General features: G+C 47.4%; 15 protein-coding genes. 1 reads left to right on the top strand and 14 read right to left on the bottom strand.

All coding sequences use genetic code 11. The annotated features are described in order from the left end of the window. Positions 1–24: 24 nt before the first annotated feature. The 10 genes from DL346_RS03090 to DL346_RS03045 all read right to left on the bottom strand — a co-directional run bounded on the left by DL346_RS03090 (position 25) and on the right by DL346_RS03045 (position 14,913). The gene (locus DL346_RS03090; RefSeq protein ID WP_165822350.1) at positions 25–4,872 is read right to left on the bottom strand and encodes an OmpL47-type beta-barrel domain-containing protein; all 4,848 of its coding nucleotides are present in this window, start codon (positions 4,870–4,872) and stop codon (positions 25–27) included. Positions 4,873–4,899: 27 nt separating this feature from the next. Continuing rightward, a complete protein-coding gene (locus DL346_RS03085; RefSeq protein WP_112880602.1) occupies positions 4,900–6,186 on the bottom strand; it encodes an S-layer homology domain-containing protein in 1,287 nt (428 codons plus the stop codon). A gap of 105 nt (positions 6,187–6,291) precedes the next feature. Beyond that, the gene (locus DL346_RS03080) at positions 6,292–7,461 is read right to left on the bottom strand and encodes a glycosyltransferase family 4 protein (RefSeq protein ID WP_112880601.1); all 1,170 of its coding nucleotides are present in this window, start codon (positions 7,459–7,461) and stop codon (positions 6,292–6,294) included. Next, positions 7,458–8,489, bottom strand: coding sequence for an NAD-dependent epimerase (locus DL346_RS03075; protein ID WP_112880600.1), 1,032 nt, complete (start codon positions 8,487–8,489; stop codon positions 7,458–7,460). Before DL346_RS03075 ends, DL346_RS03080 begins: the two co-directional genes overlap by 4 nt. A 51-nt stretch (positions 8,490–8,540) precedes the next feature. Then, the gene (locus DL346_RS03070) at positions 8,541–10,421 is read right to left on the bottom strand and encodes a polysaccharide biosynthesis protein (RefSeq protein WP_112880599.1); all 1,881 of its coding nucleotides are present in this window, start codon (positions 10,419–10,421) and stop codon (positions 8,541–8,543) included. 187 nt (positions 10,422–10,608) lie between these two features. Next, positions 10,609–11,586 (bottom strand): nucleotidyltransferase family protein, encoded by a 978-nt coding sequence (locus tag DL346_RS03065; RefSeq protein ID WP_112880598.1) that lies wholly within the window; start codon positions 11,584–11,586, stop codon positions 10,609–10,611. A 19-nt stretch (positions 11,587–11,605) separates the two neighbouring features. Further along, entirely contained in the window at positions 11,606–13,399 is a 1,794-nt protein-coding gene (locus DL346_RS03060) for an ABC transporter ATP-binding protein (protein ID WP_112880597.1), read from the bottom strand. After that, positions 13,396–13,872, bottom strand: coding sequence for a signal peptidase I (locus DL346_RS03055; RefSeq protein WP_112880596.1), 477 nt, complete (start codon positions 13,870–13,872; stop codon positions 13,396–13,398). The genes DL346_RS03060 and DL346_RS03055 overlap by 4 nt, the downstream gene beginning before the upstream one ends. Further along, entirely contained in the window at positions 13,865–14,131 is a 267-nt protein-coding gene (locus DL346_RS03050; RefSeq protein WP_112880595.1) for a PqqD family protein, read from the bottom strand. Before DL346_RS03050 ends, DL346_RS03055 begins: the two co-directional genes overlap by 8 nt. Next, on the bottom strand, positions 14,128–14,913 hold the full coding sequence (locus DL346_RS03045; protein WP_112880594.1) for a hypothetical protein: 786 nt from the start codon (positions 14,911–14,913) through the stop codon (positions 14,128–14,130). Before DL346_RS03045 ends, DL346_RS03050 begins: the two co-directional genes overlap by 4 nt. Before the next feature lie 200 nt (positions 14,914–15,113). Between DL346_RS03045 and DL346_RS28920 the strand changes: the two genes are divergently transcribed. After that, the gene (locus DL346_RS28920; RefSeq protein ID WP_165822349.1) at positions 15,114–15,275 is read left to right on the top strand and encodes a hypothetical protein; all 162 of its coding nucleotides are present in this window, start codon (positions 15,114–15,116) and stop codon (positions 15,273–15,275) included. 85 nt (positions 15,276–15,360) lie between these two features. Here DL346_RS28920 and DL346_RS03040 read toward each other — a convergent pair whose 3' ends face one another. The 4 genes from DL346_RS03040 to DL346_RS03025 all read right to left on the bottom strand — a co-directional run bounded on the left by DL346_RS03040 (position 15,361) and on the right by DL346_RS03025 (position 22,180). Then, the gene (locus DL346_RS03040; protein ID WP_112880593.1) at positions 15,361–16,659 is read right to left on the bottom strand and encodes a pectate lyase family protein; all 1,299 of its coding nucleotides are present in this window, start codon (positions 16,657–16,659) and stop codon (positions 15,361–15,363) included. A gap of 391 nt (positions 16,660–17,050) precedes the next feature. After that, entirely contained in the window at positions 17,051–18,655 is a 1,605-nt protein-coding gene (locus tag DL346_RS03035; protein WP_112880592.1) for a glycoside hydrolase family 3 protein, read from the bottom strand. A 22-nt stretch (positions 18,656–18,677) separates the two neighbouring features. After that, a complete protein-coding gene (locus DL346_RS03030) occupies positions 18,678–20,360 on the bottom strand; it encodes a response regulator (protein ID WP_112880591.1) in 1,683 nt (560 codons plus the stop codon). Beyond that, positions 20,357–22,180 carry a sensor histidine kinase gene (locus DL346_RS03025; RefSeq protein ID WP_112880590.1) on the bottom strand — a complete coding sequence of 608 codons (1,824 nt, stop codon included), beginning with the start codon at positions 22,178–22,180 and terminating at the stop codon, positions 20,357–20,359. Before DL346_RS03025 ends, DL346_RS03030 begins: the two co-directional genes overlap by 4 nt. Positions 22,181–22,245 lie beyond the last annotated feature (65 nt).

Genomic DNA, 22,245 nt, shown 5'->3' with positions numbered 1-22,245 from the left:
CGGGCGCCCTTTCTTGTAAAACAATTAATTAATCGGGATCGTTATCGTTTTCGCCACTTCCACATTTCCCGCATTATCCGTACTGCGGTACTCAACTAAGTAGCTGCCTTGAACGTTGAAATTAACCGCGCCAGTGTACGCTATCCATGCTCCGCCATTGACTCGATATTCAGTTTTGGCAACACCCGACACTGCCTCATTTACTGATATGACTAGATTTTTGCCTCCGCTAGGTGCTGTAGGACTAGCCGCTGTAGAAATCGGTGCCGTTCTATCAACATAGACGTTCCCTATTGAAACCTGTTGCACGTTTCCTGCGGCATCAATACTGCGATACTCTACATTAAATACCCCATCTGCTGTCAATGGCACTGCATCGTCAGCGTTATAGGCAACCCAATTCCCGCCATTGATTCGGTACTCTAGCTGTGTTACACCTGACCCGTACAAGTTGTCTTTCAGGTAAAGGTAAATATATACCTTTATTGTATACCACCCATTCAGGCCATTCACAGGCTTGTTGAATTTGTACGTTGAACTTGGGGCGGTTTTATCGATTTTGATCGACTTCGGCGTTTCAACGTTTCCGGCATTATCAATGCTGCGGTATTCGATTATACCATCCGATGATATCGATAATGTACCGTTAGTGACCAAGGTCCAACTCCCGCCGTTCGTGCGATATTCCGTTCTTGCTACTCCGGATACATCATTTGAAGCGGAGAAGGAAACGGTAACATTACTTGTGTACCATCCGTCTTTCCCTCCTGGCTGACTTGGGGTTGTCACAATAATTGTAGCAGGGGCTGTTTTATCCAACTTAAAGCTCACTTTTTTGGATGATTCTACGTTTCCGGCAATATCCCTGCTGCGGTACTCAATCGTGTACATTCCGTCAGATGTGATTGTTAATCCGCCACTGTAAGGAACCCAGTTTAAGCCGTTGATACTATATTCCGTTTGTGATACACCCGATAGATCATCAGTTGCGGAATAAGTAATGCTTACATTGGATACGTACCATCCGTTGCTGCCTCCCGGCGTAACCGGATTGAGTACAATGGTTGTAACGGGTGCGGTATAATCCGGAACCGGCTTGGCTATTGAGAAGCTTACCGTTTTGACGGATTCCACATTTCCGGCTGCATCGGTGCTCCTATATTCGATGGTATACGCGGCATTTTCGGTAAAAAACAATGGATTGCTGTAATCCATCCACGCTCCGTCTCCGATGCGATACTCGATCTTCGAAATACCAGATGCCGCGTCACTTGATGCCAAGCCGATCGTTACATTGGTAAGGTAAACCCCTCCGCTCGGCACTGGATCCATTGAAATCGTCGTTTCCGGCGCCCTTTTATCCACTTTGAAGTTCACGGATTTAGCAGATTCCTCGTTTCCAGCGGCGTCCGTGCTACGGTACTCAATGGTATACGTGTCGTCTGTCGAGACCGTCAGCGTACCGTTGTAAGGAACCCAGCTACCGTTGTTGATGCGATACTCCGTTTGCGCTACACCCGACTGATCGTCAGTTGCCGAGAGGGTGATCCCCACATCGGACCGATACCATCCACTGCTACCATCAGGCGTTCCCGGCTGGAGAGCAACACTTGTGCTTGGAGCCGTAACATCCTGAGCCGGACTCGCAATGGAAAAGCTTACGGTTTTAAGGAACTCCTCGTTCCCGGCCGCATCGGTGCTCCGATACTCGATCGTATAGGCACCATGCTCGGTGAAGAGCAGCGGATTGCTGTAATCCGTCCACGTTCCTTCATTAATGCGATATTCCGTCTTCGCTATGCCAGATGCTGCGTCGCTGGCTGCCAGGCTGACCGTAACATCGTTAAGGTAAGCCCCTCCGCTCGGCACCGGATCCATCGAGATCGTCGTTTCCGGCGCCGTTTTATCCACTTTGAAGTTCACGGATTGAATAGATTCCACGTTTCCTGCTATATCTTTGCTGCGGTACTCCATGATGTAAGTTCCGTCCGATGGAATCGTTAAAGCTCCATGGTATGCGAACCAGCTTCCACCGTTTATGCTGTATTCCGTTACCGCTATTCCCGACATATCATCTGTACCGGAGAATAAGACACTCACATCGGACCTATACCATCCGCTGCCGCCATCAGGCGTAACCGGATGGAGTGAAACCGTTGTATTTGGGGCTGTATTATCCAGTTGCGATTTGGAAATAAAGAAGTGAACCGTCTTTATAGACTCCGCGTTTCCGGCTGCATCGGTACTCCGATACTCGATCGTATATGCTCCATCTTCGGTAAAGAGCATAGGAGCGCTATAATCGGACCAAACTCCGCTATTGATACGATATTCCGTCATCGCAATACCTGATGTTATGTCACTGGCCGCGAGGCTAACCGTTACATCGGTAGGATAAGTTCCTCCGGTTAATGCCGGATCCAATGCGATCGTAGTTACCGGTGCCGTTTTATCCACCTTAAGGCTTATGGATTGGACAATTTCCACGTTTCCCACAATATCCTTACTGCGGTACTCGATGGTATGCAGTCCGTTCGTTGAAATCGATAATACACCAGTGTAAGGGATCCAACTAGCACTGTTCACTCTATATTCCGTTTGCGCAACGCCCGACTGATCGTCTGCAGCTGTGAATGTGATTTGCACATCAGACCTGTACCATCCGCTGTTTACGTCCGGTGAGCCCGGATTGAGATTGGCGGTTGTTACGGGAGCAGCAGTATCCGGAATCGCCTTGGCAATTGTGAAACTTTCTGTTTGCATTATTTCCTCATTGCCGGCTTCATCCGTACTGCGATACTCGATCGTATAAGCACCGTCTTCGGTAAAGACTAATGGATCGCCGTAAACCATCCACGCTCCGTCATTGATCCGATATTCCGTCTTCATTACGGATGCCGCATCACTGGCTGTCAAGCTGAAGGTTACATCAGCAGCGTATGATCCTTCGTTTGACTCCGGATTTATCGTGGCAATCGTCACAGGTGCCGTCTTATCCACATAATAGCTTACCGTTTTTACCGATTCCACGTTGCCTGCAACATCCCAGCTGCGGTAATCAATGATATACTTGCCGTCTGTTGAGAGCGTTACTGCAGCATCGTTAAGGACCTGGAACCATTTCCCTCCGTTTATCCGGTATTCCGTCTTGGCAACACCCGATAACGAATCAGAGGCTACAAGCGTGAACGCAATGTCTTGGGTGTACCATCCGTTAAGTCCGTTCGGCATTGCAGGAGTAGAGTCTTGCAACTTAAGCCTTGTTTCCGGAGCTACGAAATCGTTGGCAATGATGCGCCCCTCCAACTCCGGCGATATGACATGATCTTGTGCAATTTGGTTCATGACCAACGTCGTGATCAATGGACCCGTTTCAGGGTTAGTCACAAACACCGCATTAGCTAAATCTGCGTATCCCATTGCCCCGCTCGCCATATAATCGGCAGTCGCCACCGTATAAGTTGCAGTGGGATCGATTGGCACTCCTTTAATAGTTGCCTTCACAATGCGTTGTCCTAACGGTTTAGCAGAATCATAGGAAAAGCTAATGCCGCTAACCTGAGGAAATCTAACATCGCTATTCTCTACTTTGCTTACGCCGTTCTCCAGTGTGCTGAGGAGCTGTTTTCCGGTAACCCGCAATTCTACGATTTCAAGAGTTTGAGGCAAAAGATCTAATACCATCTTTTGGCTGATGTTGCCCGGATTATAAACTTTATTAGTAGCGATAGCACCTGAATAATAAAGAGCGACATCGCTGTTTCTCCAGGCACGCATGACATCTGTCACGTAATTCCCTATACCTGTCTCTTTCTTTCGAATAATGCTGCTTCGTGTTTCCAACGCGTTTGAATTGCTGCCGATTATTGTAGAGGTCAGTTGCGCGATGTAACGATCCGTCACCGTCTTCACTCCTGGATCGGGCGCGAATCCCGGTTGTGCCGCCTCTTCGGCAACACTATGTCTGACGTATTGATAGCTTGTTACTTTCCCGTTGCTGACCTGCAGTGTCAGCTCTCCTAAAAATTCAAATTCGCATCCCCTGAATGACAAAATCGTTTTGTTGACCACTTCGGGGGTATCCAATATGCTTTCGCTATGATCGCCTACCAGTACTGCGATACCGTCCACCTGAGAAGCCAAAAGTCTAGCTTGCTTATTGCCCAAATGAGACGTCACTACAATGATATCCGCACCTGCTTGTTTCATTTCAGGGATAAGAGCTTTCATCACCGTTACTGGATCTTTAATCTCGATTTCAGTGAGATCCATGAAAGAGCCTTTTATGCCCAGCCCGGTTATACCAACCTTGATCCCGTTCACTTCTTTAATAACGTATTTTTGAACCTTGCCCGTCTCTTTGGCAAATATATCATTTGTTCTTCTGTCATAAATATTGGCGGTTAACCATGTGAAATTGCTTTCCGAAACTCTTTGCCTCAGAACGTTCGATCCATAATCGAAATCATGATTTCCGAACGTATCGTAATCGACTGGGCTTGCATTAAAAGCATCGATAATATGCTTACCCTGAAAAACGTCTGATATGACCGAGGTGGCAATATCATCACCGTTTGCAAGATATAATGCATTGGGCTTGTCTTTTTCGATCTTTCTGGCTACGCCAAATAAGTTTGCCATATTTTCGGCCGGTGTATTTGGCATATAATATCTACCATGAATATGTGTATCGTGGAGAATCGTGACCTGTCCAGTAGGCTCTCCTGCCGCCATCGCAGATGTCGCATTGACATTCATCATCAATAACGTAAACGCGATAATCAGTACAATACGGAGAATGACATCAGATCTCTCTTTGTACCACGATCCAGAAACGGACTCACTTATGGAGTCTTGATCAAATAGATTCATTGACATCCCCCGATATCAGTTAGTACATCACTTGCATGAACCAGTTGAATCGCAAACCTTCCCATCCGGCACGCCATCTGAGTTTGAGTCAGCAGCTAACGGATTTGAACCAAATACCATTACCTCATAGTAGTCATCCAATCCATCGTTGTCCGTATCAGTACGCTCAGGATTGGTTCCCAATGATTTCTCTTCGTAATCCATTAGTCCATCCCCATCTGAATCAATATCATCCAGCTCTTCGCCGATGAAATTGGCGGGATCCGAAAACTTAAATTCTTCTTCTAAAGCCAGATTGGAAACGACCATATGATTCGTAATCGATGTCACAGCACCCGAAGGAAGCGTGGCTTTCACCGTTATCGTGTATTCTCCCTCTTCCATAGGCGCAGTCCATAACGATACTAACCCTCTTTGCTGGGTAATCATGCCTCCATTGAAGCTCCATTTCAATTGAACAGGTTCCTGAGTAGGATTAACGAGCTCGATTTCCAACGGAACCTTATCTCCGGGCGCAACGACATTTCTATCGGCGTCCATCTCGTGACTCCAAACAATAAAAAATTCATCGGAAGATTCCTCTGCCGGCTGCTCCTTTGAAGGCTTGGAATTCGAACTGCTTGTATCTTGCGTCTTCATTTGCTTCATTAGCTTTAGAATATCGTAGAGAACGACCATTCCTTCGCCTTGCTTAACCGGTTGATTCGGTTTGAATGTCCCATCAGGGAACCCTTCAATTAGCTTAAGCTGTACGGACGACGCAACGGCGCCATAGGCCCAATGATTTTTACCGACGTCGGGAAATTCCTGCTGCGGCCCTCCGACCGATACTTTAAACGGGATCGCCTTCATGGTAAACGCCAGCATCTCGGCCCGAGTAATGCTTCTTCCCGGATTGAATGAACCGTTAGGAAATCCGCTGCATATTTTCAGCGTTCTAGCTAGCTCCAAATATTTGCAAGCTTCTTTATCCTTTACATCTGAAAAAGAACAAGATTTCACGTTTTTAAGCCGACCTTTTAACTCTTTATCGGAGTACAAGGTTTTCATTAACATGATCAAGTAGTCAATTCTTGTAATTAGTTGATCATGGGAGTGCTTTGCGAAATGAGCCCGACTATCCAAAACATTGTTCTCGATCAGGGTATGCTCCACCACATCCATCCATTTCTCGTACAATTGAATTTCCGTTGCTTCATCTTTTTGTGACGTGTCATGAGCAAACGATAACAGTGGATTCAGTAGGTTTATGGAGAGAAAGAGTGATAAAACCAGGAACAGCTTGAGCGGTTTCTGCATAGACCGTTTCCTCATGCAAATCCTCCTCTGTATAAAATACAATTTTTGTCACAACTCACATGCAAAAAAAGAGGAGCCTCATATCCTCTTTTTCTGCGAATGTTGAAGGATATCTTTTTATTATGAAAATTCAATTTGACGTTTGACAACAACGCCACCATTCAGTTGACGGTAGTAATGGTCAATTCGCTGCGTTACGGCTTCTTCGGTAAACTCTCTCTCGATGACCTTGCGCCCGTTTTGTCCCAGCAACTTACCCCATTCATCATTGAATAGCACTTGTTTCAACGCATTAGCCAGCTCTTTTTCCTGCAAATATGGAACTAGCAAGCCTGTGTTCATATGCTGAACAAGTTCACGAGTACCGAGGACATCGCTTGCAATAACCGGCTTTGAGAAAGCCATCGCTTCCATGATGATTCGCGGGATTCCTTCCTTTTCCGAGGTTAACGAAATCAGATCCGCTAATTGAATATAGGGGTATATGTCTGATTGATGACCGATTAATCTCACATACTCTTCTAGACCGAACGCCGAGATCTCAGCTCGAATTTGCGATTCGAGCGGTCCTTTGCCGGCTAATAAGCATACAAAGTTCGTTTTTCCGGATTGAACCAGTTGCTGGATGCCAGCCAACAAAAAGGAGTGATTCTTAACCGGCTCAAGCCTTGCAGCGACCAACAGTACTTTTTTGGAAGAATCGATCTGCAAGTCGTATCTCAGTTTTTGCAGCTCTTCGCGCGTGATGGAGGCCTTCCTACGGTCCAGATGATCAAGATCGACTCCATTTCCTTCATAGAAAACTCTTTTGCCCGGAGCAAAATCTTTTATTTTAACTATGTCTTCTTTATTTTGAGACGCAATCGCATCACAAAAAAAGGATCCTACTATTTCCAGCGTCCTGTACATCCAGTTCTTTAGTGCTCCCTGTCCCTCATAGAAGGGGAGCCCGTGTGTCGTATGGACAATTAATGGCGTTCGGGTTATCCATGCGGCTATCCTGCCAATTAGTCCTGCTTTAGCTGTATGAGTATGAACAATATCGTATCTTTCGAGTTTAATCAGTCTGATCAGTCGATAAATAGACCGCAGGTCTTGAAAAGGTCGAATGCTGCGATTCATCGGGACAAACTTTAACTTTAACGTGTATTGCTTCATCATCTCTTCGTCATAGCCTTCTTGAGATGAGATGAGATGAATGTCATAGCCTCTTTGCTTCATGAGCATTAATTTATCCACTAAGATCTTATGGCTGCTGCTTGAGGTACATATATGTGCAACCTTGCTCATATTGTTCTCACCTCGTTGCCTTGTTTTGAATAATAGCTCATGTACCAGCCCACAAATCGCTCTAACCCTTGACGGAGCGTCGTAGCCGGCTTGAAATCGACAAGCTGTTGGATGTCTTGGATATCCGCATAAGTCGCGACCACATCGCCCTGCTGCATGGGCTTAAATTCAACCCTAGCCTTCTTGCCCACCAGCTCCTCGATGATATTGATCAGTAACATTAACTCCTCAGGCTGGTTGTTGCCGATATTAAATATGCGGTACGGCGCATAACTGCTAGCTGGGTCGGGGAATTCACGATCCCAGCTCCGATTTTCCGTCGGCGGGCAGTTCATTAATCTCACAATACCTTCAACGATATCGTCGATATAAGTGAAATCTCTTCTCATAAGTCCATGATTAAACACCTGAATAGTCTTATCCTCGATGATGTTTTTGGTAAAGCTGAAGTAGGCCATATCCGGTCTGCCCCAAGGCCCGTAAACGGTGAAGAAGCGAAGGCCGGTGGTTGGTAGACCGTATAGATGACTATAGGTATGAGCCAGCAGCTCATTTGCTTTTTTCGTCGCGGCATATAAGCTAACCGGATGATCGACATTGTCATGAGCGGAAAACGGCATTTTGACATTCGCTCCGTAAACCGAACTTGAGGAGGCATACAATAAATGCCGGATTTGATGATTACGGCAGCCTTCCAATATATTCGTAAAAGCAACAAGGTTCGATTGGATGTAAGCATGCGGGTTTTGAATGCTGTAGCGGACCCCCGCTTGCGCCGCAAGGTGAATGACGCATTGGAATTCATTTCCATTAAATAACTCAATTACATCCGAATTGTTCTCAATCGCTAATCTGCGGAAGTAAAATCGTTCGTAACTGTTTAATCTGCTGAGTCTCGCTTCTTTCAATCCAATATCGTAATAGTCATTTACATTGTCTGCACCGACTACGGTATAACCGTCCTCCAACAGCCTCTGCGCGACATGGAATCCTATAAACCCCGCGCATCCCGTTACTAGAATATTCATCGTACTTCTTCACCTCATAAATGTATTGGCTGCTTCATAGATCAAGCTGACTCAAGGAGAAACAAGCGATAATTCCCTTTTTCTTTGATCGGACTTGGCAGGCTCTTCAACTGTTCCAGACGTCTGATAGGATGGTACCAGATGCTTCAACATTTCTCTTACGGCCGAATCCCCTTCTCCAACCACTCTCTCTAACCGCCTCAATTCAAACTCCAGCTCCGTACGATTCATTGAAGATGACCGGCCTATAAAAATTCGATCGTGCTTCGTTGAGGTAAGTCCCTCTTCGTCGGTTAATAATTCCTCATACATTTTTTCACCCGGCCGAATACCGCTGTAGGTTATCTCGATGTCGATATTCGGTTCGAAGCCGGACAATCGGATCAAGTCTTTCGCAAGATCTACGATTTTCACCGGTTTGCCCATATCCAGAATGAACGTTTCTCCGCCTTCAGCAAGAGCTCCGGCCTGGATAACAAGTTGAACCGCCTCAGGAATCGTCATGAAGTACCGCACCATCTCCGGATGGGTTACTGTTACCGGTCCTCCTTGTGCGATTTGCTCTTTAAATCTTGGAATTACGCTTCCTCGGCTGCCTAGTACATTACCGAACCTAACCGCTGCAAATTTCGTTTTGCTGTTCTTATTCAGGCTTTGAATAACCATTTCCGCAATCCTTTTGGTTGTGCCCATAACGTTGGTTGGATTAACAGCTTTATCTGAAGAGATGAGTACAAAGCGATCCACACCATACTTATCTGCGCATTCCGCCAGGTTTTTCGTGCCGAACACATTATTTTTTACCGCTTCCGCCGAATTCTTCTCCATCAGCGGCACATGCTTATGAGCTCCTGCATGGAAAACAACCTGTGGCCGGTGCTGACGAAATACTTCGTCCATGCGATTGGTATCTTTAATGTCAGCGATAACGGTCTCCAGATGGAGATGTGGAAAGGATTTCCTCAGTTCCATCTCAATTGTGTAAATGCTGTTTTCTCCGTGTCCGAGCAAAAGTAACGTTTTTGGTGAAAAAGGGGAAATTTGGCGGCATAGCTCTGATCCGATGGATCCACCCGCACCGGTGACCAGGACGGTTTGACCTTCTACGTAATTGGCAATGCCTTGAAGATCCACGGCCACCGGATCACGTCCCAATAGATCCTCTACACTTACTTCGCGCATCTCTTGAATCGTAACTCTGCCATGAATGAGATCCGTAATACGGGGAATGATTTTGAGCTTTGCTCTGGTTGATTTGCAAACATCAATAATTTCAGCAGTTTCCTTACGAGAGAGAGAGGGGAGGGCAATAATGATTTCATCAACCGAAAAACGTTCTACGACTCGTGGAATATCTTCCCTGCTACCCAACACCGGCAACCCGCTGATGAAAAGATTACGCTTTAGTATGTTGTCATCAATAAATCCGACCGGACGCAAAGAACATGTTCGGCTAAACTGCATTTCTTTGGCAATTAATCTCCCGCAGTCGCCCGCTCCAATGATTAATGCAGTTTTTTGTTCATGCTGCTTTCTTATGTAGAATGTTTTTGCAACTCTCCATGCAAGCCGGCTTCCAATCGTCAAGAATAGCAAAGTCTCAAAATTATTGATCAGCACATAGGTCGGAATCGATTGATCGCTAATCAGCTGTATCGTCAAATAGGACAATGTGCAGCTTAACAGAATCGTCCTAAGCACGGAAAGCATTTCACTTACGCTTGCATACAGCCATACTTGTTTGTACTGCTTAAACAAATACATGCAGGCGATGCTGATGATCGTAGCGCTTCCAGAATATATAAAATACTGGGAACCATACTCATCAGGAATATTCCCCTCAAAATGAAGCGCGTATGCCAGATATAGGCTTACCCAGACCATAATCAGATCAACGAAAGCAAAATAGTAAATTCGATTTCGATAGCTCATAGTCTATCTCCCCCATATTCATGTTAGATTCATTTATGATACATTTTGTATCATTAACAGGAATGTTGAACCTAGCCACCAAACTTATTTGGAGGCATATTAGTTCAATATCCCTAGTTCCCTTCATCTTCGAATCCAATTTGTACCTATAATTTATGATACATTAAGTATCGTGTCAATAAAATCTTCACATTCTTAAAATATAATTTAATCGATGGCTCCATGAATCTAAAAGAAAAAATGGGAACAGCTTGTTGAAGATCGGCTTTACCCGGTAGTTCTTTTGATTCATTTTACGTATAAGTGAATATTTCCAAAATAATACATAATCTTCTTGTCTAAACGGTTTAATCTGGTGTAAATGAGGAAAACATTGATACACGATGGACAGCGCGGCAATAATCCTTGACTTTGTTTTGTCTTTTTCCGCCTGTTTTAGCAGCAGCTCATAATCAATCTCATTCCCGCAATATTCGATCATCTGCAGGACGTCAAGAATATACTTGATCGAATCCATTCGATGTTTAATCCCGTGCAAACAAATCATATAAAATGTTTGCTGGACCGACATTTCCCTTGCCCAAAGAAAATTTCCGTATGGAACACAGTTGCTCCATAAAGAGTCCGCCGATAGATTACAAGTTTGCGGATCCATAATATGATGATGCAGCTCCAGCTCAAGCGGGGCGGGAAGGGAGCTTGACGCTTTTTCCAACGTAACATTATGATGTCCAAGGTTATACGTTTTCAATTGATAGCCAAGTCCCTCTGCGAATTCAATCGCCTTTGTCAGATCCGGTTCTATTACTAAAATATCAATATCGCTTGTTCCCCTTGCGGCAAAGTGACCGAAATACTTTTCCGCAAAACGAGTTCCCTTCAACGGCATGGACGGAATACACTGCCGATCAAACTTCTTGATTAATGCCTCAGTCTCTGTTTTGATCAATAAATTCTGATAACACACACGTTCTGCCTTTTCCTTTAACCACGCCGTAAAAAAACCAGGCAGCCTTTCCTTCCTAGAATCGTTTTTAAGTACATGGTGCACTTGTGCATAAATTTGAAAAGTCGCAATATCATCCATAACTTGTGTCAGCTGCTCGTCAGAATAATCGAAATCGACTTGACGGTCATATAAGCGCCTCAGAAAAGTGATCAACATGCTTTCTTCTCCTTCCTATTCAAGCCCCGACTAACATGCCTTCATCTGGAAACTGCAGCTGATAAAAACGAGTATACAACCCGTGCATGGCTATTAAATCATGATGGCGGCCCTGTTCAACAACGCTGCCTTTATCCATGACAACAATTTGATCAGCATTCTGAATCGTAGATAGCCTATGGGCAATGACCAATGTCGTGCGGTTTTTCATCAGTCTCTCCAGTGCGCTTTTGACTAAATGCTCCGTCTCGCTATCAAGGGCAGAGGTCGCTTCATCCAGTAAAAGAACCGGCGCATTCTTCAATATTGCCCGAGCAATTGCGATACGCTGTCTTTGTCCGCCCGACAAATTGACGCCGCGTTCGCCTACACTTGTTTCGTAACCATCAGGCAATGACATGATGAAGTCGTCAATATTCGCATCGCGAGCAGCTTGTTTTATTTCATTCATGTCCGCATTCAGCTTGCCATAAGCGATATTCTCCCTAATGGTCCCATCAAATAAAACGGCTTCTTGGGGTACATATGCGATACTGCTTCGGAGCTGTGACAAATCCATTTGCTCGGTCGGCGTACTGTCAAACAGGATTTCTCCGTTAGCAGGTTTATACAACCCTTGAAGCAATAGAAAGATAGTACTCTTCCCGGCTCCGCTTGATCCGACAAGAGCCGTAATTTTATTGGCGGGAACGGTCAAATTTAACGACTTGAACACATCGGTCGAGCCGTCGTAGCTAAATTGTATATTGCGAAATTGAATAGAACCTCGAAGCTCCTTGCCGGGCAACGCTTCCGGTAACTCGTTTGTTTGAACTGGAGTGTCAAACACTGCCATAATTCTATCTACCGATGCCAGGGAACGTTGAAAGCTTCCCCACTGCCCGGCTATTCCCGTGAAGGGAAAAATAAGATACTGCATCAAAGTCGTAAACGCCATTAGCGACCCCACGGTTATGATCCCTTTGGCTACATACCACGTGCCAAGTCCAACGTTAGCCAGATAGGCGATAGAAAGAGCTGCCGATGCTCCAACTTGGAACCATCCGTAGATCTTTGCATCCTTTAACTGAAGTGAAGCTAATGTGTCATTGCTGGCCGTATATCTTTGAAAAAACAATCTTTCCAAAGAGAATGAACGAATAATCGTTTGGGACATCAATGAGTCGTTCAAGAAACTGTATTGCTTTCCCCACGCGGCTTGAAGCGTCTTTGAATTGCTCCTGAGCAGCTTGCCGAATACCGCGGCCGACAATACGGCTATAGGGCCAAATATAAACCCAAGCAGCGTTAATTTAGCATCGATATTCATAAGAAATATCATGGCCGCGATCGCCGTAGCAGGAAGGCGAATCATGTTTAGGATATTAATGCCGATGATCCCCTCGATATTCCCCACATCATTAGTCAGATGAGAAACCATTTCTCCGGAATGTTGGTGATTGAAATGCGAGGCAGGCAGGCGGAGAATATGGTTGAATAAATCATTCTTCATATCTCGTTTTATTTTGATAACCACGTTGGATTCCAAATATATATTTAGATAGAGCAGGGCACTGCTAATAACGGTAAGCGCTGCTCCGACCATAAATAGACGGCCTAACCGGTCAAAGTCAAGAGCGATAGCCGAGTCTGTCATGTTCTTCATAAACCATGCAAAGCCCAGCGTATTCAAAATGCCTATGGTTAATAAAAAAAATAAAGACATATACAGAACCCAATATCGGCGCATATAAACACCAAGAAACTTTAACGGTTTTTTAACCTCGCCAATTTCAAGAAAATGACGAATGGATCTTGCAGAGAGCAATCTCATACACCGTGCACCTTCTGGGCAGAGCCTTTTAACGCTCGTTTTATTTTCAAAAAGGCTCGAAACAGGATTGAGATAGATGGTGCAGCCAGAATCATCTTTTTCCACAAGAGGAATACCCAATGCTTCGAATGAAAGCGAATATGTGATTTACGGACCTCAATAAGCTTTCCGACAATCCGATCAAACTTCACGGGTTCATCCGAATGCGGATTCGCATCCCCCTTGAATATGTAAAGCATTTCTTCGCCGCGTTGGACAACTTGAAGCAATCGGTGTCCGATCAAGGCTTGGAAGCTTGAAACAAAAAGCACAATGTCTCCTCTGCTTATTTCATTCGGTTCTACTGCAATGATTCTGCAAATATTCCCTTGCGATATAATCGGATACATACTGTTGCCCGAAGAAGGCAATTCCACATAGCCTTTTTTCTTGATAAGTGTTTGGAGCATCCGAAGATCAGCTGCTTCACGCATAGTTTACCAATCCGATCTGAAGCAAGTGAGTCAAAAAGACCTTAACATCCCGTTTAGCGTCTTCGGCGGAAATGCCGTAACGGTTCTCCAATTCACTAGCCATATCCTCACTATTCCGGGGTTCGCTTAGCATAGATAAACAAAATCCACCGGATTCATTCAATCGGGTAACTGAATACGTGCTCGTATCTAACGCCAGCCATTCATCATCCATTTGAATGACTTCCATGTGATTCACACTTTTATAGTGAGTGGTCATGAAATTTCCTCCCAGAATGAGCTTTCTTTTTTAAATTCAAGATTGTAAATCGGCACGGCATCGGCAAGTTTTCTGCACAAAACAAAGGTGTTGTGCGTGTCGCCCGCATGATGCGGCCAATAAAAAATTTTATCCATCATCTGAAGCATTCCGTCTGCTTTCTTGAGCCTCTTCCGGTTATTCCGAGGTGATTGCTCCAATAAATGGATGCCTGCCAGTTTGCGGCTCTCCTCCAAACCAGGTGTAATGATCTCACTTCGAAACGGTGAGTCAAACACCCTCGCTTCTCCACTATCAATTTTTATGATGGTCGCTTCGTCAGATAAGATCGGTCGCGGATCAGAAAGTCTAGCTGCGGTTGATTTGCCTGCACCCGAATGGCCCGTAAACAGAAAAGCACGATCATGCTGCGCAACGCATGACGAATGAACTAAAAGACCCCATTGGTTATGTACAATAAAGGTACTATATAGATTCATTAGCGCATGTTTTAAAGCAAACTCATCAAAAACATAGATATCGGCTTCCCGTAATGCCGGATCAATTTCGATTTTATAATCCGTTCGGCAAAACGTAATCCCTTTTTCACTACACTTGCTCTCAACATTAAAATCAACAAAGGGCTTGCCGTACCCGAGCTCAATATATACCGTCAAGTCTGTATCGGTATGATTGATCCGCAATCTCGACCAGTCGGGAGACTGAAAAAACGCCATAATTCTGTTCGAATCCGTACGAACGGTTAAAACATGCTCTGAAACTTTGAATTGCAGCTTATACAACGGCGACCCCTCCTACCCACTAGAACTGATACAATATGTAACACAATTATTATATACATTCTGTATCGGGTCAAGAGGGGACCATCATCATTTTTACAAATCTTTAATATTCATTATGACACGTATTGTATCTTTGTCGTGTTTATACTACAATTAGCTACAGATACATTTTGTATCAAACCACTTAAGGAGCGATCCTCTTGAAAAAAACCAATTACCAAGCGCCAGCAGTACTGCAAAGCAAGAACATTGTTTTTGAAACCAAAGTCTCAGGCCATCCAAGTAACGGCAACGGTAATCCAGGTACCGCAAATCCTGTCGACGGCAACGGCAATAGCAACGGCAATGGTCCCAAAAAATAACGGTAAAGAAACCTTAGTCTGGCATGTTGCTGGACTAAGGTTTCTTCATTTATCCTGGGCCTGGTACGCAGCTATCCAACCTCAATTATTTTCTTACTAAGATTAATCCATCCGATTTCTTAATATTTAGAAACTGCCCTTTCACCGCGCTCATGTCTCCGCCGATAATGGTAAGTCGAACAGGACTTGATGATGAGCTGTATACACTTACAGAATAGACTGATCCACTGTACTTATTATTTTCCAAGACTACCGTATCACTTCGGTTGATATCCATGTTATATTTCAGGCGTGCATCAAACGTGCAATTAACGATTTTATACGACATACTTATCGAAGTACCACTGCGTGCTCTTAGTACAATTACAAAGCCGTCTGGGGATAGCAATGGGTCATTGTTGTTCACTGCAAACGTAGAATTTTGAATGGTTATATTATTGTCGTCATACGGGTAGAAGGTCAGCGGTGCTATAATTGTTCCTTTAGAATCAACTTCTATTTTAAACAATATGTTATCAAATACGAAGCCTTGTAAATTATTCACACGCGTCATGCCTGGGAAAGTCATATCTACTGTGCTGTTTATCAGACTACCTTTTATCATGTGAAAATTAATATCATTTGCTGTGATTTGGCTTCCACGAAATTCAAGTGTAACAGAGCCATCAGACTTGTTTTTCCCCACGATATCAAGCCGTGATGTAACTACACAGTTATTCACGATTATTTTACATACGCCTTCGTCATAAGGATCGTTCAATTCGGATTCGATCCGTGTAGCCGTTGAATTTTCAATTAGCAATTGTCTCATGCCACCGGTGATCGTAATATCCGAACGGGTCCGGTTTCGGTCAAAGCCGTTAAAATTGTAGATATGTGCATTATCGATGTAACAGTTGGTATAGCCGGGGAATAAAATATGATCCGCTACAGGGTCAAATGCAGTAATATCATGAATAATGACATCCATAATTTTAGCACCTAAAAAACCTTTAATCTGGATGTTTGCGCAATGCTCCCAAAGATAAGTGTCCGTCGTGCCGGCAGGCAAGGGATTCATTCGAGCATTGCCGTCAATAGAAAAGCTATGCAATTCTACTCTTGGAACACTACCTTTATCACTAGAGATTTCAATCAATTTTTGTCCATCTTTTGTTATGGACTTGTCTTTTCTTTTAAACACGGTTTCTACGCCATCTCCATACAGAACAAGCGATTTGCCAGAAGGAATTTTGACTTTTACTATGCCGCTGTTAATAATATAGATTCCCTTTGGAACAAAAAGCGGCTGTTGCTGCGCAATTGCTGCATTAAGCGCTTTTTGGAAAGCACTGGTGCTGTCACTTAGGCTTTTCATCCCAAAATCTAAACCGTTTAGGCTCATTGATCCATCTCCTTTTCTATTAATGCAGTAAGCAGGTATTGATATTCCCCCAAATAAACTTGTCCGTATTCTGACTGCATGGAGATATCGTGACTAATTGATTATAAACGGACAGTTTTATACTTACCGATCTATTCTATGGATTTAATTGTAAAATAGTAACGGCTAATTAATACTGATCATAAGATATTTTTTATATATAAAAGCAAAAGTAATGCAAACATATTTATTGTTAAAATATCATTGCAAAATAAAAAAGACTTCTGATGTATCCAGAAGTCATCCTTTAGCCCCTACTTTCTACCATATTGCATCTATATGCTAGATTCAACGACGCACAAAACTAAGAGCCGCATACCACAGAGCCTAATCAGCATTGTCTTATTATCCCCTACTCGCCCCAGCGCCAGCCAAACGGATACCGCGCAGATAGCGTAAGAGGCAGCCGGCCGGCCGGCGTGAACTCGCCGAGCAGCGCGCCCGCGGCGGATTCCAGCGCGAGCGGGCGGCATTCGTAAACGGCGAGGAACGCAGACACCTCCGGGTACACGAGCAAATCGAGAGGGTTGCGGACCGATACCGCAACCGTGCGGTCGCCCGCCTCCGCGAGCAATCGCGCGGCCAGCTCGCGTTCATTTGCTTGCTTCGCCGCGTCGTAGCTGACGAACACGACCTGCTCGAACGCCGCGAGGTCGCGCAGCGCATCGGGGTCGCCGATTCGCCGCTCCGTCACATGCGGCATGCGCGCCGCAAGCCGTCCGCCGAGCGTGCCGTCGTCGGTCAGCAGCTCATCAGCCTCCGACACGGTGACGATCTCCGGCCAGAGCACGAGCGTCGTCGCCTCGCGCCGAAGCGGCAGCAACCCGCGCTCGTTCTTCACGAGCGTCGCGGATGCCTCGCTCCAACGTCGAGCCGCCGCCTGCTGCTCCGGCGTATCCAGCGCCGGCTCCACAGAGGCCCATGGCTCAAGCGCCTCGCAGACGCCGCGCTTCGCCTTGAGCCGCATGATCCGCTCCAGCGACGCGTCGATGCGCGCCTCCGTTAGCTCGCCGCGCTCCACCGCAGCCGCTACCGCTTCAATCGCGGCACGCTGCTTCGCGGCCGTATGGCAGATCAGCACCATATCTGCCCCTGCCTGCAGCGCCATAACGGCGCCGCGTTCCGGACCGTAGAACTTGTCGATCGCGTTCATTTCCAAGCAATCCGTCACGATGACGCCCTCGTAGCCCAGCTCGCCGCGCAGCAGTCCCGTCAGAACGGGCTCCGACAGCGTCGAAGGCACGCCGGATGGATCCAGCGCCGGCAAGCATACGTGTGCCGTCATGATCATATCCGTCTCATCGACCGCCATCTTGAACGGTACCAGCTCCACCGCATCCAGCCGCGCGCGGTCATGCGGCAGCACCGGCAAGTCGCGGTGAGAATCGACGCTCGTGTCGCCATGGCCCGGGAAATGCTTCACCGTCGCCGACACCCGGGCACGCTGATAACCGCGCACGGCCGCCAAACCTAACTCGCCCGCAACCTCCGGCCGATCGCTGTAAGAACGTACATTAATAACCGGATTATCCGGGTTATTATTGACGTCGATGCAAGGGGCATAATTCAAATTGATGCCCAGCGCACGCAGCTGCTCGCCGCACATGGCTGCCGCATCGAACACGCTGCCGGCCGAGCCACCCGCTCCAAACGCCATATTACCCGGCATCAGCGTTACGCCCTTCACCAGCCTCGACACCATGCCGCCCTCCTGATCGACCGCGATAAACATCGGCGAACGGCCTGCCAGCTCAGCCGTTTCCATCAGGCTCGCCGACAACGCGTGGACTTGTTTAGCATCCACAATGTTACGAGTGAAATAGATGATGCCGCCAACGCCGAAATCTTCAATCAGCGCCTTGATCTCAGCAGACGGTTCATGCCCGTGGAAGCCAAACACAAACAATTGCCCGATTTTTTCCCGCAAACTCATTGCCTTGCCCATCAGCTCTCCCATGATAAGAACCAGCACCTCTCCTTTAATGCTCTTCTTCGGTCTCCTCGCCGGCGGTCATGAGCGAGGTGCCCTGCACCGCCATCCGATAATCCGTCGGAATCTGTCCCGTATACTTCATAAACACCTTCGTAAAATACCGCCGTTCCGCGTAACCGACTTCCTTAGCGATCTGTGCGACGCTTTTCGGCGTTTCCGCCAGCAGCAATTTCGCCGTTTCCATCCGTGCGCGCGTAATGTATTCGATGAACGTTTCCCCGTACGTCTGCTTAAACAATAAACTAAAATGCGAGGTCGACAGCCCGACATGCGTCGCCGCTTCCTCCACGCTTAGATCGCGGAACAAATGGCGGTCCATAAACTGCTTCGCGTCCGCCATCTGCCGCTCGGAAAGCTTCCGTTTGTCCGTCGAACGGACGACGCCCTCGCTGGTAGCCTGCCTAATCTCCGCGAATAGATCCTTCACGCCAAAATGCAAATCCATCTTCCGCCACATCGCATCTTCCCGCTCGCGCGGCAGCAAATCCGCTTCCTTCAGCTCCCTCATCAAATGGAGCGCGAGAAAATGCAGCAGCGGCTCAAGCCGCCCATCCGCGCTGGCGCCGGCCTTGTGCAGCTGCTCCGCAAGGCGCTTCTGCTCAGCCTCGACGCCGCCAGCATCTCCGCGCTTCATCGCGCCTATCAACCGTTCCGCAATATCCCATAGCGTCCTTCCCGCCTCGAAATCGCCGGAGCGCTCGTTGCCGTAGAACGCGATCGGCGCAGTCTCCGTCGAGAGCTGCATCCCGCGCTGCACGCATTTGTAGGCTGCCGACAGTTCATTCATCGCAGCTACTTGATCGTAGATGCCGGCATGAAGCTGCAGCTTGGCGTTCTTCCGGACCGACGCAAGAAGCGTGTCGGCCCACTTCGCCGACTTCGTCTCGAAACGCTGCGAAAACTCCGCCGGCCCCGCTTGGCCGTTAAAGACGTCGGATTGCTCACCGTGAATCAGCACGCACCACTCGCCGTCGCGCATTTGAATGATCGCATGCTGCACCCCAGCCAGCTGCAGCGTTTCGCGCAACACGTTGCAGACCGCGAAATTCCACATTTTGCGCTCTTTGTCCGGCCATTCGCGCCAATCCCGCGCATCCGCGGAGCCTGCGTCAATGTCGAGCACGATCATCGTGTACTGCGGCTCGCCGAGCTGCTGCTCCTGCCCGGCCATCAGCCAGTTGTCGGCCGTAATTTCGGTATAGTCCATCAGGACGTCATATAAAATTTTCTCGTTCGCCAAATCGATGATCCGGTCAAGCTTTCGCTTCTCTTCCTTTACCTGCTGCCGTTTATGACGCTGCTCCGACATGACGCGGGCAATGACGCCCGTCAGCTCGTCATATGGAATCGGCTTCAGAATGTAGTCCTTCACGCCATACTGGATTGCGGCACGCGTATAGGAGAAGTCCTGATAACCGGAAAGCATGATGATTTCGCAAGCGATCCCTTGTTCCCGGATGTTGCGGACAAGCTCCAGCCCGTCCATGACCGGCATCCGGATGTCGCATAATACTAGGTCCGCAGGCGTTTCTTGCAGCAGCTCAAGCGCTTCGACGCCGTTCTTCGCCGTGCCGACGATCTCAAGACCTAACATGTTCCAAGGAATGACCTTCTCCAGGTTGCGGGTAATATGTTGTTCATCGTCGACAAGCAGCACTTTTCCGTTCATATCCGTTCACCTCTGTCTCGCGGTATCTTAATCCGGATCGTGGTCCCGCACCCTTCTTGGCTGCACAGCATCATCCCATATGGCGCGCCGTAATGGATGCGAAGACGGTCAGCGACGCTGCGCAGCCCCAAGCCGCGGCGTTCACCCTGCTCGGCGACGTTCAAATCCAAATCCCGTTCGAGCTCAGGCGTTAGTCCGTTGATTCGCTTCAATACCTCTTCATTCATACCGATGCCGTTATCGGCAATCGTGAAGATCAGCGAGCCATCTTCCAGATGGACCGAAATCGAAATCAGGCCGACGTGCGGCAGCCCTTCAAAGCCGTGCTGAATGCTGTTCTCGACCAGCGGCTGCAGCGTCAGCTTCAGTATCGTGTAATCGAACGCTTCATCAGGTATAGACAGCTCGTAGCTGAACAAATCTTCGAACCGGTATTTTTGAATCTCCAGGTAGCTGTTCACATGTTCGATTTCCTGCCGCACCGTTATGATTTCGGAGTGATGCATGCTCGTGCGCAGCAGGATGCTTAGACGGCGCACCATTTGCATGATTTTGCCGCCTTCGTTCTGAGCCGCAAGCGCGTTGATCGATTCCAGCGTGTTAAACAGAAAATGCGGCTTGATCTGTGCCTGCATCAGCATCATTTCCGCCCGCTGCTTGCGATCCTGCTCCGTACGCACCTCGCTCAGCAGACGGCCGATCGTCTCCACCATGCTGTTGAAGCTGCGTGCCAAAAGCACCGTTTCATCCTTCCCGCCCGATGTCGGGACGCGGGTATTGATATCAAGCATGCCTTGCTCAACCAGACGCATTTTGCGGACGACCCGAATAATCGCTTTTGCAACACGGCTAACGAAGAAGATATTGAATAAGACTGCAAAAAGCAAACAAAGCAGCGTAATGCCGCCGATCCACTGGACGAACCGTATGTTCTCGCTGGTCAGCGACTCCCATGATTTGACGGAAATAAGGACCCACCCGCTGCGGTCGAGGTTATACGCCGATACGAGAGAATCCTCATGATTGAACAAGGTGCGGTAGCTGGCGTAACGCGCCGTCTTCTGCAACGGCAGCTGGGTTTGGCTTTGCGCCAGCTTGCCTTCCAGCTGATGGCTGCTGTCGAGCATGACGAGACCTTCGCTGTTGATGATCAGGTAGCGCGTTTGTGTCTGCTGCTCGCCCGAGAGCGTAAAGTCACGCAGCATGTTGTCGATTTCATCGGTTTTCACCTGCGTGACCATGATGCCGGAATCGTTGAACGTGTCCATATCCCGTACGATCCGCAGCTGCGTGAACAACGCGGCTCCGGTGCCGGTCAGCTCCGGCTGCTCGTAAGGTCCGAGCCAGAGCGGACGTCCTCCCAGCCGTAAAATGTCAGGATAGATGGCGTGTCCCTGCAGCATATCGTACGTGATTTTTTTAAACGTTGTCGGATCGTTTCGGTAAGAGCGGAACATCGTCCCATCCTTGCCGTAAAGCATCATCATGCTCAGTGCCGGATGCTGGAACAGCAGCTTGCCGAGCGACTTCTCGTACTGGCTGATAGCGATGAGCCTTGCGGCGTCATTGACCGAATTGTGGGAGCTGCGCAGCGCATCCTGCACGGTTGTGTTGGTCACGCTGGAGTCGGTGATTTGGTCAATCTCTCTGAAGAAGTATCGGATGTTGCCGCCGACTGCCTTAAGCGTAATTTCCGTCTGCTCGCTGTACTTCTTCTCCAGCAAATGCTCCGAATTCAAGAAGGAAACGATACCGAGCAAAATAAGCGGAGCGACAATCAGACCTATAAAAGCAAGCAGCAGCTTCGGACGCAGATTCATGAACGGACGGCTCCTTATCGTTTCAAGCTCTCGCCGGCCCGGTCTCGCGCGCTCGAGCCGCCGGA

The organism is Paenibacillus montanisoli (assembly GCF_003268025.1).
Taxonomy (GTDB): Bacteria; Bacillota; Bacilli; order Paenibacillales; family Paenibacillaceae; genus Paenibacillus_Z; species Paenibacillus_Z montanisoli.
Note: the sequence above shows the minus strand (reverse complement) of the source record. Positions and strands in the feature narration are given on the sequence as shown.